Annotated in this window: 10 protein-coding genes; 6 read left to right on the forward strand and 4 right to left on the reverse strand. The window is 70.8% G+C overall.

The annotated features are described in order from the left end of the window. The first annotated feature begins 10 nt into the window (after window positions 1-10). The 3 genes from ACFQRD_RS11370 to ACFQRD_RS11380 all read left to right on the forward strand — a co-directional run bounded on the left by ACFQRD_RS11370 (window position 11) and on the right by ACFQRD_RS11380 (window position 5,120). On the forward strand, window positions 11-2,662 hold the full coding sequence (locus ACFQRD_RS11370) for a transglycosylase domain-containing protein (protein ID WP_377792379.1): 2,652 nt from the start codon (window positions 11-13) through the stop codon (window positions 2,660-2,662). A 151-nt stretch (window positions 2,663-2,813) separates the two neighbouring features. After that, window positions 2,814-3,557, forward strand: a complete 744-nt coding sequence (locus ACFQRD_RS11375) for an MBL fold metallo-hydrolase (RefSeq protein ID WP_377792378.1) — start codon at window positions 2,814-2,816, stop codon at window positions 3,555-3,557. Between the two features lie 192 nt (window positions 3,558-3,749). Next, window positions 3,750-5,120, forward strand: a complete 1,371-nt coding sequence (locus ACFQRD_RS11380) for an ABC transporter substrate-binding protein (RefSeq protein WP_377804264.1) — start codon at window positions 3,750-3,752, stop codon at window positions 5,118-5,120. Between the two features lie 109 nt (window positions 5,121-5,229). Here ACFQRD_RS11380 and ACFQRD_RS11385 read toward each other — a convergent pair whose 3' ends face one another. Next, on the reverse strand, window positions 5,230-6,222 hold the full coding sequence (locus ACFQRD_RS11385) for a carbohydrate ABC transporter permease (protein ID WP_377804266.1): 993 nt from the start codon (window positions 6,220-6,222) through the stop codon (window positions 5,230-5,232). A 3-nt stretch (window positions 6,223-6,225) separates the two neighbouring features. After that, the gene (locus ACFQRD_RS11390) at window positions 6,226-7,188 is read right to left on the reverse strand and encodes a carbohydrate ABC transporter permease (RefSeq protein ID WP_377017897.1); all 963 of its coding nucleotides are present in this window, start codon (window positions 7,186-7,188) and stop codon (window positions 6,226-6,228) included. Window positions 7,189-7,830: 642 nt separating this feature from the next. Between ACFQRD_RS11390 and ACFQRD_RS11395 the strand changes: the two genes are divergently transcribed. Further along, window positions 7,831-9,483: an FAD-dependent oxidoreductase gene (locus ACFQRD_RS11395; protein ID WP_377017895.1), complete on the forward strand. Its 1,653-nt coding sequence runs from the start codon at window positions 7,831-7,833 to the stop codon at window positions 9,481-9,483. Window positions 9,484-9,562: 79 nt separating this feature from the next. On the opposite strand, the gene ACFQRD_RS11400 is transcribed toward ACFQRD_RS11395, so the two are convergent. Then, window positions 9,563-10,633 carry a hypothetical protein gene (locus ACFQRD_RS11400; protein WP_377017893.1) on the reverse strand — a complete coding sequence of 357 codons (1,071 nt, stop codon included), beginning with the start codon at window positions 10,631-10,633 and terminating at the stop codon, window positions 9,563-9,565. Between the two features lie 233 nt (window positions 10,634-10,866). Here ACFQRD_RS11400 and ACFQRD_RS11405 point away from each other — a divergent pair, with 233 nt between their 5' ends. Further along, on the forward strand, window positions 10,867-13,086 hold the full coding sequence (locus ACFQRD_RS11405; RefSeq protein ID WP_377017891.1) for a catalase: 2,220 nt from the start codon (window positions 10,867-10,869) through the stop codon (window positions 13,084-13,086). Between the two features lie 161 nt (window positions 13,087-13,247). On the opposite strand, the gene ACFQRD_RS11410 is transcribed toward ACFQRD_RS11405, so the two are convergent. Then, on the reverse strand, window positions 13,248-14,582 hold the full coding sequence (locus ACFQRD_RS11410) for an APC family permease (protein WP_377017889.1): 1,335 nt from the start codon (window positions 14,580-14,582) through the stop codon (window positions 13,248-13,250). 199 nt (window positions 14,583-14,781) lie between these two features. On the opposite strand from ACFQRD_RS11410, the gene ACFQRD_RS11415 reads away from it, so the two are divergent. Next, window positions 14,782-15,831 carry an iron-siderophore ABC transporter substrate-binding protein gene (locus ACFQRD_RS11415; RefSeq protein ID WP_377017887.1) on the forward strand — a complete coding sequence of 350 codons (1,050 nt, stop codon included), beginning with the start codon at window positions 14,782-14,784 and terminating at the stop codon, window positions 15,829-15,831. Window positions 15,832-15,841 lie beyond the last annotated feature (10 nt).

Consider the following 15,841-nt stretch of genomic DNA (forward strand, 5'->3'; position numbering starts at 1 on the left):
AGGAGCAGCCATGAGCGAATCCCGACGCTCGTCCCGTGGCTCGTCGGACCGATCGAACCGATCGAAGAAGCCGACGAGCGGTGGTGCCCGTCGTGCCGCTGGAGTCCGTCGCGCGACCCCGGCGAAGCCGGCGCCGAAGACTCCCGCGCCCAAGGGCACCAGCCGCACCGGCCGCAGCTCGTCCGCCACGGGTGGCCGCGCCGCCGGGGCAGGGGCCGCAGCGGCAGGCGCGAGCGCCGGCGCCGCAGGCGGCAGCGCCCGGGGCGCAGGCGGCGGCTCCCGGGCCGGCGGTGCCTCGGGTGCCGGCGAGGGCGGTCGCACCTCGGTCGCCGCCCGGCACGCCCGTCCGTCCAAGAGCGCGGGCACCGCACCCCGGGCCGCTCGTCGCGGCGCGGCCACGAGTGCCGCCGCGGCCGGAGCCGGAGCGCGCGGTACGGGCGGTGGCGGCCGGGGCGGAGGAGGCCCCCGCAAGCCGGTCCCGGCCAACTTCCTGAACTACCCGCGGGCCGGTGCGCGGAACCCGTGGCGCTGGATCCCCTCGCTGCGCATGATCGTGGGCGCGATGGCGCTGATGGTGCTCGCAGGCCTCGGCTTCGCCGTATGGCTGTACAACGACACCGAGGTGCCGGAGCCCTCCGACTTCGCGCTGTCCCAGACCACCCGCGTCTACTTCGCCGACGGCGAGACCGAGATGGGCGAGTTCAGCGAGGTCAACCGCACCGAGCTCGATGCCGAGGAGATCCCGCAGAACGTCAAGGACGCCGTCGTGGCCAGCGAGGACTCCAGCTTCTACGAGAACCGCGGCGTCTCCCCGCGCGGCATCGTGCGCGCCATGGTCAACAATCTCTCCGGCGGCGCCCGGCAGGGCGGTTCGACCATCACCCAGCAGTACGTGGAGCGGTACTACACCGGCACCACCACCTCCTACGCCGGCAAGGTGAAGGAGATGGTGATGGCGCTGAAGATCGACCAGGAGCTGAGCAAGGACGAGATCCTCTCCAGATACCTCAACACGATCTACTTCGGGCGAGGCGCCTACGGCATCCAGGAGGCCTCGCAGGCGTACTACGGCAAGGACGCCTCGGAGCTCACCGAGGAGGAGGCCGCACTGCTGGTCGCGGTGATCCCGGGCCCCTCCACCTACGATCCCGCCAAGAATCCCGAGGACGCCCAGAGGCTGTGGAACCGGGTCATCTCCCGGCAGGTCAACACCGGCCAGATGACGGCCTCCGAGGCCGACGCGATGCAGTTCCCCGAGACCATCGAGCCCAAGAGCGAGAACACCCTGGGCGGCACCAACGGGTATCTGCTGGCCCAGGTCCGCAACGAGCTGATCGAGCAGGGCTTCACCGAGGAGGAGATCAACACCGGCGGGTACAAGATCGTCTCCACCATCGATCCCTCGATCCAGAACAACACCGTCCAGGCGATCGAGAACCTGCCGGAGGACCGCCCCGAGCAGAACCGCGTCGGCACGGTGACGATGGATCCCTCCTCGGGAGCGATCCGCGGCATGTACGGGGGGCCGGACTTCGTCTCCCAGTCCGTCAACGACGCCACCCAGTCCCGCATGCAGGCCGGATCGATCTTCAAGACCTTCACCCTGATCTCGGCGCTCGAGGACGGCTACCCGCTGGACTCCCGCTGGGACGGCAACTCCCCGAAGGAGTTCCCCGGCTGGACGGTCAAGAACTTCGGCGACAACTCCTACGGGCGGGTCTCGCTGGCCGAGGCCACGACGCACTCGATCAACACCGCCTACGCGGAGGCGAACATCGAGGTGGGTCCCGAGCGCACCCGGGACACCGCGGTCGCCCTCGGGCTGCCGGAGGAGACGCCGGGCCTGGGTGCCGAGGCCTCCAACGTGCTCGGCTCGGCGTCGCCGACGGTCACGGAGATGGCCGAGGTCTACGGGACGATCGCCTCCGGCGGCGTCGTCCGGGAGTCCTACATCGTCCAGTCCGTCACCCGGCCCGACGGGTCCTCGCGCTATGAGCATCAGAGCGAGGAGAAGCGGGTGATCGACGAGGAGGTCGCCACGAACGCGACCGTCGCCCTGCAGGGCCCGCCGACGGAAGGCTCCGCCCGTGACCTGCAAGGGATCATGGATGGTCGCCCTGTGGCCGGGAAGACGGGCACCTCGGAGAGCTTCCGCTCGGCGTGGTTCGTCGGCTTCACCCCGCAGCTGGTCACCTCGGTGGGCATGTTCCAGCCCTCCGAGGACGGAACCTCCGAGGAGCAGCTGACGGCGTTCGGCGGCGAGCGGAACATCACCGGCGGCACGTTCCCCACCGCGATCTGGGGCGACATCATGTCGAGCTCGCTGGAGGGGCAGGAGAAGCTCGACTTCCCCGAGGAGGTCCAGCTGGACAACGAGGAGCGCTCCCGCAGCACGCCGGAGCCGCAGCCGAGTGAGCAGCCGCCGGCGGAGCCCGAGGAGCCCGCCGACGAGCCGTCGGAGGAACCCTCCGAGGAGCCGTCGGAGGAGCCCGCCGAGCCGAGTGAGGAGCCGTCCGAGGAGCCGACCCCGGAGCAGGGCGAGGACCCGGCCGGTGAAGGCGACCAGGCTGATCAGGGCCAGGGGAACGACGCCGGCCGCAATGAGCAGAACGAGCAGGAGCAGCAGCAGGGCGCCGGCCCCAGCGACGGCGGCGGCGGCTGAGCGGGCCGAAACATCCGGTGGCCGACGGTCGCCGCCGGATCCCACGGGCGCCGTGGCACCGGCTCTCCCTACCACTCGGCCCGTGACCTCCCTGCCGAGCCGCTCGTACACTCGGCAACGCTCACCCGGTCCCCTCGGCAAGGGAGTCGTGATGTTTGTTCCTGATGTGGCGACCGGCGTCCACCTGATTCGTCGCGCTCACGTCAACTGCTATCTCATCGAGGGCGGGAACGGCCTGACCCTCGTCGACGCCGGGCTCCCCGGTGTCTGGCGCGAGCTGGGATCCGCTATCCGCACCCTCGGGCACCGTCCCGAGGATCTCCGGGCGCTGGTCCTCACCCACGCTCACTTCGACCACGTCGGCACCGCTCGCCGGCTCGTGCAGCGCCTCGGCCTGCCGATCTACGCCCACGCCCGGGATGCGGAGCTGGCCGCGCATCCCTACCGCTACGCGCACGAGAACCCCAGCGCCGTGTACCCGCTCCGACACCCCCGCGCCGTGCCCATGCTGGTCTCGATGATGCTGGCGGGTGCCGCCCTGGTGCGCGGGGTCAGCGACACCCTGCCCCTGGCTCCGGACACCACCCTCCACGCGCCGGGTCGCCCTCGAGTGATCGCGACCCCGGGGCACACGGACGGGCACGTCGCCCTCCACCTTCCCGACCGCGACGTGGTCCTCACCGGCGATGCGCTGGTCACGCTGGACCCGTACACCGCAAGCACGGGCCCGCGCATCGTCGCCGGGGCCGCTACGGCCGACAGCGCCCAGGCACTCGAGTCGCTGGCCGCCCTGGAGGCCACGGGCGCGCGCACGGTCCTGCCCGGCCACGGGGACGTCTGGGACCGCGGGGTCCGCTCCGCCGTCGAGCACGCCCGGCGGGTCGGGCCCGCGTAACGGGAGGACGGGACCGGTCCGACACGGGGCCGACGCGGCGATGCGACCGGCCGGCCCGAGCAGGCCGGTGGGCCCCTCCGGACCGTTCGGACGGGTTCATTGCCGCTGGATGAGCGCGGCTCTATTCTCCGACCAGGGGCGATGCCCCGTCGTCGCGAGAGGCGCGCACCGCGCGCCCGGGAGGAGAGCACCATGCTGACCAGACGAGGAGTACTCCAGGCGGGCGCGGCCACCGGCGTTCTCGGGCTCGCCGCGTGCAGCGGCGGCGGCGAGACGTCCGGCGGGGGCGGCGGCGAGCAGGACCACGAGTTCTCGACCGAGGCGACCGGTGCCCTGTCCACGATGGGCTTCAACCCCTCGGACGAGGTCGGCCAGTCCCGCGCCGACTACGCGGCCGAGCAGCTCCCCGATCTCCAGATCGACATGGACACCACGAACTTCGACCCCCAGAAGTTCTCCGCGCAGGCAGCATCCGGGCAGGTGCCCGACCTCATCCAGCTCGACCGGGCGGTGGTGGCGACCTTCGCCGCCCAGGGACTCATCCTGCCTCTCGACCAGGGCTTCGAGGCGCACAGCGTGGATCCCGTGCAGCAGTACTACGAGCCCGCCGTCCACGACGTCACCTACGAGGACGCCAGGTACGCGATCCCGCAGTTCTTCCAGCCCAGCGCGATCCTGGTCAACGCGCGCGCGGCCGAGGCCGCCGGCGTCTCTCCCGAGGACTTCGACACCTCGGACCCCGACGCGTTCCTCAAGACCGTGGAGAAGGCCACCGCCCTCGAGGGCTCCGCCCCCGTGACCCTCGGGTTCGACGGCGACATCCCCGGCTCCACCGAGATGTGGCTGCAGGTGTTCGGCGGCGGCAGCATCGGCGAGGACGGCGCCCCCACCCTCGACAGCGCCGAGAACATCGAGGCCCTCACCTGGATCAAGGAGATCCTCGACCTCCAGGGAGGATACGAGGAGGTCACCTCGCTGAAGAACTCCATGGACGTGTTCGGCGAGCAGAACCAGTACGTGAGCGACCAGGTGGTCTCCCAGTCCTGGGCCCAGTGGTACCTCAACGTCCTCACCGATTTCGCCGACGCGGTCGAGCTGCACGCCGTGCCGATCCTGGGCACCGACGGCACCACCATCGCCTTCGCCGGCGGTTCCGCCTTCGCGGTGCCCACCGGCGCCGCCAACCCGGATGCGGCCCTGGCCTGGGCCCTCGCGGTCACCTCGACGGACGCCTGGCTCAAGGCCGGTGAGGCCCGTGAGGCCGCGGTCGAGGAGGCCGGCGGCATCAACACCGGTGTGTTCACGGGGTCTCCGGAGGCCGATCAGCAGATCCGCGAGCAGTTCGTGGCCGAGTCCGGTGATGCCGACTTCGACCAGGCCATCGGCGTCTACTACGACGTGCTCGCCGAGCCCCGCTCGACCGGTCCGTCCCCGGCGGGCCAGCAGATCCAGCAGGCCCTGAACGACGCCGTCTCCGCCGCGATGACCGGGGAGAAGGACGTCGAGCAGGCGCTCGCCGACGCCCAGTCGACCGCCCAGCAGGAGTACGAGAACAACTCCTGAGCCGGTGAGCGGCCGCCGTTCGCGGCACCGCTCGGCGGCGCCGCTCGGCGGTGTCGTTCGAGGCCGGGCCCGCCCAGGCCGGGCGGGGCCGCCGCCGCTCAGCCCTGGGTCAGCCCTTGACGCCGACCCCGGCCAGGCCGCCCACGAAGTACCGCTGGCCGACGGCGAACAGGATCAGCATCGGCAGGGTCACCACCACGGAGGCGACCATGACGTACTGGTAGTCGCCGTGGCCCCCGGCGGTGGGCGAGAACAGGGTCATGGCGTAGTTGATGCCCAGCGGGACGGTGTAGTCCTCCGGGGAGCCGAAGTTGAGATAGATCAGCGCCCCCTGGAAGTTGTTCCACGAGGCCTGGAACTCGAACAGCCACACGATCACCGCCGAGGGCAGGGCGAGCGGGAAGGCGATGCGCCGGAAGAGCCCGAAGAAGGTGCAGCCATCGACCCTGGCCGCCTCGAACAGCTCGCGGGAGATCCCTCGGTAGAACTGGCGCATCAGGAAGATGTAGAACGCCGATCCGAACAGCGCGCCGCCCCACAGCGGTACCGAGGTGCCCAGGAACCCGAGGTGCTTCCAGATCAGATAGTTGGGCACCAGGGTTACGGCACCGGGAAGCATCATCGTTGCCAGGACCAGGCCGAACAGCACGTTGCGACCGGGGAACCGGAAGTAGGCGAAGCCGAAGGCGACCATCGAGCTGGAGACCGTCATCAGCGTCGCCCCGGCCACGGCGATGAACACGGAGTTCATGAACCAGCTGGCCAGAGGCAGCTGCGACCACACCTCGGTGTAGTTCTGCGGGGACCAGGTGTGGGGGATCAGCCGGTTGTCGAAGACCTCCCCGCGAGGCTTCAGGCTGGCCGAGAGCAGCCACAGCAGCGGGTAGAGGAACAGGGCCCCGATGGCGAGGGTCAGCGCCCAGCGCAGGAAGACGACCACGCGGCGCAGCACACGGCGCGGACCGTCGGCATGACCGGTGACGGCCCCCTCCAGTGCGACCTCGGGACGGGGCGCGCGGGGACGTGTGCGGGCCGGAACGGGCGCCGGCGCCGCGTCGGTCCCGGGGATCGGAGCGGCGGTGACGGACTTCGCGGTGGTCATCGGTTACTCCCCCTGGTAGTGGACGAGGCGCTTGGAGACCCGGATCTGGATCAGGGTGATGATCATGATGATCACGAAGAGCACCCAGGCCATGGCGGCGGCGAGCCCGAAGTTGAACTGCTGGAACGCCTGCTGATAGAGGTGGATGCCGTAGAAGAGGGAGGCCGACGGCGCCGAGCTGCTGGTGTCGCGATAGAACAGCAGATACGCCTGGTCGAACACCTGCAGCGAGGTGATGGTGTTCGTGACGACGAGGAAGAACGTGGTCGGTGAGATCAGCGGGATCGTGATCTTCCAGAACCGGCGGACAGGCCCTGCGCCATCCAGCGCCGCCGCCTCGTAGAGATCCGTCGGGACCCCCTGCAGCGCCGCCATGTAGATGATCATCGACCCGGCCACCGCCCAGGCGGACATCAGCACGATCGAGGGGATGATCCAGTCGGGATCGATCAGCCACTGAGGCCCGGGGATGTTGAAGATCGCCAGGAACTGGTTGACGGCTCCGCGGTTGCCGTTCAACAGCAGCAGGAACACCGCCGCCGTCGCGACGGCAGGAGTCATCTTCGGCAGGTAGTACAGGACCCGGAAGAAGCCCTGCCCGCGCGGGATCGACATCAGCAGCAGCGCCAGCATGAGCGCGAACGCCGTCTCCAGCGGCACCGACATCAGCGCGAAGGTGAAGGTGTTGCCCAGTGACTGCAGCACCTTGGGGTCGTCGATGAGCTGGGCGTAGTTGGCGCCTCCCACCCACGGAGCCTCGTTGGTGGCCAGGTCGTAGTCGGTCATCGAGAGGAACGCGCTGTAGCTCATCGAGATCACGGTGAAGATGAGGAATCCGATGATCCACGGGGAGATGAACGCGTAGCCGGCCAGGGCCTCCCGGGTGAAGCGGCGGCGTCTGCGTCGCGGCGGGCCGGAGGCGGCAGGAGCCGGGACCGGCACTGCGGTGCGGTCGGCTGTCGTCATGTCACGTCCTCTCGAAGAAGTCGTTCCCACGGACCCGGCGGCGGCGCCGGCGAGATGATCTCCGGCAGCGCTGTGACCTCCCGCTTCGCCCGCGCCGAGGCACTGAGGTCGAGGCACGGAGTCGGAGAGGCTCGGCCCGGCAGCGCTTCTCGGCTGACAGTAGAAGTGCTTCTCCAGTGCGACAAGTCGGCGAGCGGTCTGCCGCCCCGGAGAGACGGCTCGCGCAGGCCCGGTATCCGCGGTGGTAGGGGGCCTTCGATGACCGACGAGACGTCGGGATCCGCCGGTCGCTGCCCGACGCCCACTCCGGCCGGTCCGTCCGAGAAGAGCACCGTTCTCCCTGATCAGCCGACGACTTCTCCATACTCTCCCGGCGCCCGGGAGCAACGAACCGCGCGGGCCGGCCGCCTCGTGGGCTGCCCCTGCGGGGGTGCCGTACGGGGCAGGACAGTGATGCCCGCGGCGGGGCGCGACCAGTCGGTCCATCCCCGCTGTGTCGGGCCGCGCCACGCACTCACTCCCTACAGTGGGCCCAGCGGGTCGGTTCCGCCGTCGGGCGCTCCGATCAGCCTCCGATCCGCCCCGATCAGCCCGGACCCGCCCCGATCCCGGCCCATCAGCGACCGATGGAGAACAGACGCCATGACCTCACTCTGGCTGGACACCCACGACCCCTCGCGCGTCCCCGTCTCGGCCATGCCGGCCGGGATCTCGTACGACGTGGCCGTCGCGGGCGCTGGGCTGACCGGGCTCGCCACGGCGGTGGCCCTCGCCCGCACCGGGCGGCGGGTGATCGTGCTGGAGGCCCGCACGGTCGGGGCGGTCGCCACCGGCAACACCACCGGAAAGGTCTCGCTGCTGCAGAGCACCCGACTGTCCCGGATCCGCCGACGGACCTCGCTGGAGGCCGCCGCGGCGTACCTGGCGGCGAATCGGGACGGGCAGAACTGGCTCCTGGAGCTGTGCGCGCAGCACGACGTGCCCTTCCAGCGCCGCACCGCCTACAGCTACGCGAGCACCGATGCCGGCACGGCGCAGCTGCGCGAGGAGCTGGAGACCGCGCAGGAGCTGGGCCTGGATCTGCAATGGCAGGAGACCAGCGAGCTGGCGCTGCCGATGGCCGGCGCGGTCGCCCTCGCGGACCAGGCGCAGTTCGACGCGATGGATGTGCTCACCGCTCTCGCGCGGGAGCTGCGCGGTCTCGGCGGGGTCATCGTCGAGGGGGTGCGGCTGACCGGCGCCTCCCGCCGGGGACCGCTGAGGCTGAGCACCACCGGCGGGGAGGTCCGCGCCGACCGTCTCGTGCTGGCCACCGGCAGTCCGGTCCTGGACCGCGGCGGCCACTCGCTGCGGATGGTCCCCCAGCGCTCGTACGCCCTGGCCTACCGGGTCCCCGAGCACAGGCAGGTGCCGTCGGGCATGTACATCTCCGTGGACGGCCCCACCCGCAGCATCCGCTCGGCGCCCCACGGCGGCGAGGAACTGCTGCTGGTGGGCGGCAACGGGCACGTCACCGGCCGCACCGACTCCCACGCGGCCCGGATCGCCGAGCTGGACGAGTGGGCGCTCCGCCTGGTCCCCGGGGCGCAGCGCACCCACACCTGGGCGGCGCAGGACTACGAATCCGCGAGCGGTCTGCCGCTGATCGGTGCCCTGCCCGGCAGCGACGGCACCATCCTGGCCGCCACCGGGTACGCCAAGTGGGGAATGACCAATGCCGCCGCGGCGGCTCTGGCCATGACCGGGGTCATCGAGGGGCGCACCCCCGTGTGGTTCGAGGTCCTGCGGTCCGCGGGCGGCGGGTTCGGCGCCCTGGCCGCCGAGGCGTCGATGGGCGCGCAGGTGGGCAAGGAGCTCGTGCAGGGCTGGGTCGGCGCGGAGCTGACTCAGCTCCCGACGGGCCCGTCGGGCCCGTTGCAGCCGGCAGCACCGGCCCGAGCCGTCGAGCCCACGGACGTGCCTGGGGCGGACGACCCCGGGGCCGGCGTGACCGAGGCCGACGTGCCCGGGGCGGACATGCCCGAGGCCGACGTGCACGGGGCGGCCGCGACGCCGCCCGAGGGGCGGGGTGTCGTCGGCCGGTGGCGCGGCAGGCCGGTGGGGGTCTCCACCGTGGAGGGACGGACCTGCGCCGTCTCCGGCGTCTGCACCCATATGGGCGGCGTGCTGCGCTGGAACGACGCGGAGCAGTCCTGGGACTGCCCCCTGCACGGCTCGCGTTTCGCCCCCGACGGCGGGCTGCTGGAAGGGCCGGCGGTGAAGGATCTGGACCGGGTTCCGGGCTCCGACACCTGAATCCCGGGCTCCGCTGAGCTGTCGGCAGTCCTCGGTCTCGTCCCGGACCACGAATCCTGAGCAGTTCCGTCGGGACCGGTCAGTGCTCCTCGTCCTCGCGGGAGAGGCGACGCAGCTGCTCGCGGCGACTGTGCGTGAGCTGTCGCATGTCGGCCTCGTCGTCGAATCCGGAGCCCAGGCCGCCGGCGACGACGCCCATCGCGGCGCTGAGCCAGGCGATGTCGACGTAGCGTGCGAACTTCGCCGGTTCCTGAAGGATCGTCGCCATGAAGTCCGGGCTGATGATCACCAGGCTCGCGCACAGGATCAGCACGACCAGCGACAGGTACAGGCCGAGTACGCAGAGGAAGATCGTCAGCACGGTGGAGAGGTTGTAGTACAGCAAGACCATGGTGCGGTCCTTGGTCGAGGGCCTCTCCCACAGGCTGTTGCGGAAGATCAGCCATCCCGTCATCAGGATGATCGCGAGCAGACCGATCAGGAGCAGTCGCACGGTCGACAGGGCCGCGGACATCGTCCAGATGGAGTTGTAGAAGATGCCGAAGGCGCCGGCGCCCGAGGCGGCGGCCAGCGCGCTGGAGAGCTTCGGGAAGGCGCGCCAGGGCGCGTTCGTCGCCACCATGCCCGTGACCGTGCGGACGGCTCCGGTGACAGCTCGCGAGCGCAGCCGAGGAGGACCTTCCGAGGGCTCGGACCACTGGTTCCAGGTGACCGCGTAGCGGTCACGGTCCTCCTCCGTCGCGTCGTCGATCAGCCGCATCACGCAGGCCATCAGCACTTTCACCAGTCGCTGCCGGGAGGCGAACAGCCCGATCGTGGGGTAGGACAGGGTGGCCGCGGACTTCTCCGGATGAAGCTCGGCGATCAGCGGGCGGCCCTCCGAGCGGCGCGGCATCTCGGTGAGCATCAGGGCCACGTCGATCGGTTCGAAGTCCTCGCGCACGGCATCGACGGAGCCGAAGTCGATCGTGTTGTGGTCGCTGATGCCCAGGAACTGGGTCTGCACCGTCACCGTTGCGTTCCCGTAGACCTCGGTCAGCTCCTCCTCGAACAGCTCGCGGGCGGCCTCCGCCCGGCGGGCGCACAGGCCGGGGTCGGCAAGGATCAGGACGTTGATCCCCTCGTCCTGTCCATCCCGTGGGTCGTTCATGCGGCGCTCCCTGGTCGCTGGGGTGGTGGGGTCCCGGCAGGCACGCCCCAGGTTAAGGCTCCACGGTACGGGAGGCCCTGCGCGGCATCACCGGACGAACCGGTCGGTCCATTCGCGGGGCGGGTGGTCACGGGAGCCCCGGGTTCCCGGCCGCCGGTCCCGGCCGTACGGTGAGCGGCGTCACCACGTCCCGGTCCGTCGTGCGGAAATCCGCCGTGTGGAAGGAGCATGTCATGGCACCCACGAAGAACAGCCCGACCCCGCCGCCCGGCCGCCCCAGCAGCCGCCCGCCGTCGTTCGAGGAGCCCACGGAACCGGTCGAGCCGCTTCCCCCGAAGCCTGACCAGCGAGGCGTCGAGCCCCGCACCGCCACCGGGGCCGAGCCGGGCCCGGACCCCGCCACGAGGGCGCAGCAGGGCGAGTTCCTGACCACGTCGCAGGGCGCGAGGCTGCGCGACACCGACCACTCGCTCAAGGCGGGCCGGCGCGGACCCGTGCTGCTGCAGGACCATCATCTGCGCGAGAAGATCACCCACTTCGACCACGAGCGCATCCCCGAGCGCGTGGTCCACGCCCGAGGCGCGGCCGCCCACGGCGTGTTCGAGGGCTACGGCACCGCCGAGTCCGTCACCCGTGCCGGATTCCTCGCCAAGGGGAAGACCACCGAGGTCTTCACACGGTTCTCCACCGTCGTCGGATCCCGCGGCTCGATGGACACCGCCCGCGACACCCGCGGCTTCGCCACCAAGTTCTACACCGACGAGGGCACGTTCGACCTGGTGGCCAACAACATCCCGGTGTTCTTCATCCAGGACGGCATCAAGTTCCCCGACGTCGTCCACGCGGTCAAACCGCACCCGGATCGGGAGATCCCGCAGGCCCAGAGCGCTCACGACACCTTCTGGGACTTCGTCTCCCTGCACACCGAGGCGCAGCACCACACGATCTGGTTCATGGGTGACCGCGGCATCCCGCGCTCGTACCGGATGATGGAGGGGTTCGGCATCCACACCTTCCGCCTCACCAACGCCGAAGGCGCGACGTCGCTGGTGAAGTTCCACTGGAAGCCGAAGCTGGGGGTGCATTCGCTGACCTGGGAGGAGGCCCAGCTGCTCGGCGGCGCCGATCCGGACTTCCACCGTCGGGACCTGGCCGACGCCATCGAATCCGGAGCGCACCCGCAGTGGGAGCTGGGCATACAGGTGTTCCCGGACACCGAGGTGCAGACCTTCGAGGGCATCGACCTGCTCGATCCGACGAAGATCGTGCCCGAGGAGCTCGCCCCCGTCCAGCCCATCGGACGCCTCACCCTGAACCGCAACCCCAGCAACTACTTCGCCGAGACCGAGCAGGTCGCCTTCCATCCCGGCCACCTGGTGCCCGGCATCGACGTCACCGACGATCCGCTGCTGCAGGTGCGCCTGTTCTCGTACGTCGACACGCAGCTGACGCGCCTGGGAGGGCCGAACTTCACGCAGCTCCCGATCAACCGCGCCCACGCCCCGGTCAACGACATGCTGCGGGACGGCTACGGGCAGCAGGGCGATCACGCCGGAGTGGCCCCGTACCAGCCGAACTCCCTGGACGGCGGCTGTCCGTTCATGGCCGGTCACGCCGAGGGGGCGCTGGAGGACGTACCCGTGCGGATCCCGGAAGGGGTCAAGGAGCGCGAGCTGTCGGCATCCTTCGAGGACCACTTCAGCCAGGCCCGCCTGTTCTGGCGCAGCATGAGCCCCGTCGAGCAGGACCACATCGTCGACGCCTACTCCTTCGAGCTCGGCAAGTGCTACGAACCGACGATCCGCGAGCGGCAGCTGCAGTGCCTGGCGAACATCGACAGCGAACTGTGCGCACGGGTCGCGGCGGCGCTCGGCCTGCCGGCCCCGGAGCCGACCGAGCCCGCTCCCGCCTCCCCGGCCGACGGCGAGGTCACCGCCAGCTCACCGCTGTCGCAGCTGGGCGGGCAGTGGCCCACCGAGGGCCGCATGATCGGCATCGTCGTGGACCCCGCCGACGCCGACGACAGCCTGCTCGACCTGCACGAGACGATCGTCGGTGCCTCCATGACGCCCGTGGTGATCGCGCCGCGCGGCGGCGAGGTCGCCGGTGTGCCCGTCGGCAGGACCTTCGCCACCGCGCGCTCGGTGGAGTTCGACGCCCTGCTGCTGGCCGGCAATCCGCTCAGCGCCCCGGATTCGCAGCCGTCCATGGACCCGAAGGCCGGGGCTCCGGCGACCGAGGTGGAGCCTCGCGTGGGCCTGCTGATCGACGAGTGCTGGCGGCACGCCAAGGCCATCGGCGCCTGGGGCCGCGGCCGTGAGGCGCTCGAGGCCCGCTGCACGCCGGGCGCGCCGGGTCTGGTCACCGGTGAGGACGCCACCACCGTATTCGGCGAGGTCCAGCGGCTACTGGAGAACCACCGCGTGTGGGAGCGGTTCCCCGCCGGCGTCTGAGTCCCGACCACCGGGGCGGGCCCTCTCTGCCAGGGCTCTGACCAAAGACGGGACGTCATTCGAGGGTGGCCCGTCACATGCAGGCCGCCCTCGAATGACCGCCCACCGGTGGTCAGCTCACGAGCGCCGGTGGTGGTCAGCTGACTCCCGGGTCTCGCCGCTCAGGTCGTCGTCGTGCGGCGGCGCCGCCAGGCCGCGAACAGTGCGAGCAGAGCCCCGACCGCCAGGATCGGCAGCCCGAGCTTCCACACGGCGGCCTCTACCTGCGTCATCAGCAGCACGCACGAGAGCAGGCCGGCGATGGGCAGCACCGCCGGCACGCGGAAATGGCGCTGGTCGACCCGGTCACGGCGCAGCACCAGCACCGCGGCGTTCACGGCGACGAACACCACCAGCAGCAGCAGCACCATGGTGCTGGCGAGCACGTCGATGGTGCCGGTCAGCGCCAGGAGCAGCGAGAGTGCGGTGGTGACGATGATCGCGACCCAGGGAGTCCGCCGGCGGGGCAGGACGCGGGTTAGGGGCCGCGGCAGCAGCCCGTCCCGCGCCATCCCGTAGGCCAGGCGGGAGGACATGATCCCGGTCAGCAGCGCGCCGTTGGCGACGGCGACCAGGGCGACCACGCTGAACACGACGGGCGGGATGATGCCGGCGGCGGAGACCACCTGCAGCAGCGGAGCGCTGGAGTCGGCGAGCTCGGCGGTGGGGACCACGGCCGCGGCCGCGGCGCCCACCAGGGCGTAGATGAGGCCGGCGACGATCAGCGCGCCGAACAGTGCGCGCGGGTAGGAGCGGGCGGGGTCCTTGGTCTCCTCGGCGATGTTCACGCTGGTCTCGAAGCCGACGTAGGAGTAGAAGGCGAGGATGCTGCCGGCCAGCACCGCGGCGACCGGCCCGTTCTCCGGGGTGCCCAGCTCGGTGAGCCGCCCCAGGTCGCCGTCCCCGCGGCCCACGACGATCGCGCCCAGCACGATCACCGCCAGCAGCCCACTGACCTCGATGATCGTCGCCACCCGGTTCGCGCCGAGCGACTCGGAGATGCCGCGGGCGTTCAGCAGCGCGAGCAGGGCCAGGAACACGATCACCACGAGGAAGGTCGGCAGGGAGACGAACTCCGCGAGATAGTCCCCGGCGAAGCCCAGGGAGAGGGCCCCGACGGAGACGACGCCGGCGGCCAGCATGCAGAAGCCCACCAGGAAGCCGGCGAACGGACCGAACGCCCGGGTCGCGTAGTGGGAGGAACCGCCGGCCTGCGGATACTTCGTGGCCAGCTCCGCATACGAGCCGGCGGTCAGCAGCGCCATCAGGAGTGCGACGACCAGCGGCACCCAGACCGCTCCGCCGGCCAGTGCGGCCACCTCTCCGGCCAGCACATAGACACCGGCGCCGAGCACGTCTCCGAGGATGAACAGGAACAGCCCCGTGGTGGTCACCGCGCGACGCAGGCTGGTGCGGTCGGCGGCTGTGGTGCTGGAGCTGCTCCCGGTGCTGGTCATCCCGCAAAGATAGCTATGACCGGCGCAGATGCCCGGACCGCTCGGTCGTGCACGGTGTCGGGGCGCCGGGGATCGCTGTTGTCCAGATCACTGAATCGCTCGTGGACGCCGGTTTCCCCGCCAATTACGTGAGGCTAGGCTTGCCTAAGTCGCTGGGAGGTCCCCGGTGGCCCGTCCCGTCCTCGTACGCAGGAGAGCCATGAGCCCCGTCCCCGCCCGCCCGACCCGTCGTTCCTGGATCGCCGGAGCGCTCGCCGCGCCCCTGGCCCTGGCCGCATGCAGCGGCGACGGGCAGGAATCCGGCTCGAACGGCTCCGACGGCGGCGGCGCCGGCGACTTCAGCCCCGTCACGATCGAGCACGCCCTGGGAACCGCGGAGATCACCGCCAAGCCCGAGCGCATCGTGACCCTGGGCCAGGGCTCCGCCGAGACCGCGATCGCCCTGGGCATCATCCCCGTCGGCGTCGAGGAGTACCCGTGGGGAGCGGACGAGACCGGATACCTGCCGTGGATCCACGAAGCCGTGACCGACGCCGGCGGCGAGCTGCCGACCCAGTTCACCGGCGCCACCGAACTCGACGTCGAGGCGATCCTCGAGCTCAGCCCCGACGTGATCCTGGCGCCGTGGTCCGGGCTCACCCAGGAGCAGTTCGACGTGCTCACCGACATCGCCCCCACCGTCGCCTACGCGGAGCAGCCCTGGGTGATCACCTGGGAGGAGCAGATCACCACCATCGGCAAGGCCCTCGGCGAGGACGAGGCCGCCGCGGGCCTGATCGACGAGATCACGGCGACCTTCGAGGAGTCCGCCCAGCCCGGCTACGCGGACTACACCTTCTCCTTCATCTACAACGACGGGCCCGGCACCCTCGGGGTGTTCTACGAGAACGAGCAGCGTGTCGCCATGGTCCGCGGTCTCGGCCTCACCGTCGACCCGGTCAACCAGGAGCTCGACGAATGGGATGTGCCCGGCACGGACTCGGCCATGATCGGGCTCGAGAACGCGGACAAGCTCGCCGGGTCCGACCTCATCTTCACCTTCTACTCCGACGAGGCCAACCGCAAGGAGACGGAGGCGCAGGAGCTCTACGCCTCCATCCCCGCAGTCGCCAGCGGCGCGATCGTGGCCCCCACCGACCAGTCCTTCGTCACCGGCTCCTCGATCATCACGCCGCTGACGGTGCCCTGGGCGCTCGAGCGGTACATCCCGATGATCGACGAGGCGATCGCCAAGGTCGCCTCGGCCTGAGCCGGGCCGC

This window comes from Brachybacterium sp. GCM10030268 (assembly GCF_042666305.1).
Lineage (GTDB): Bacteria > Actinomycetota > Actinomycetes > Actinomycetales > Dermabacteraceae > Brachybacterium.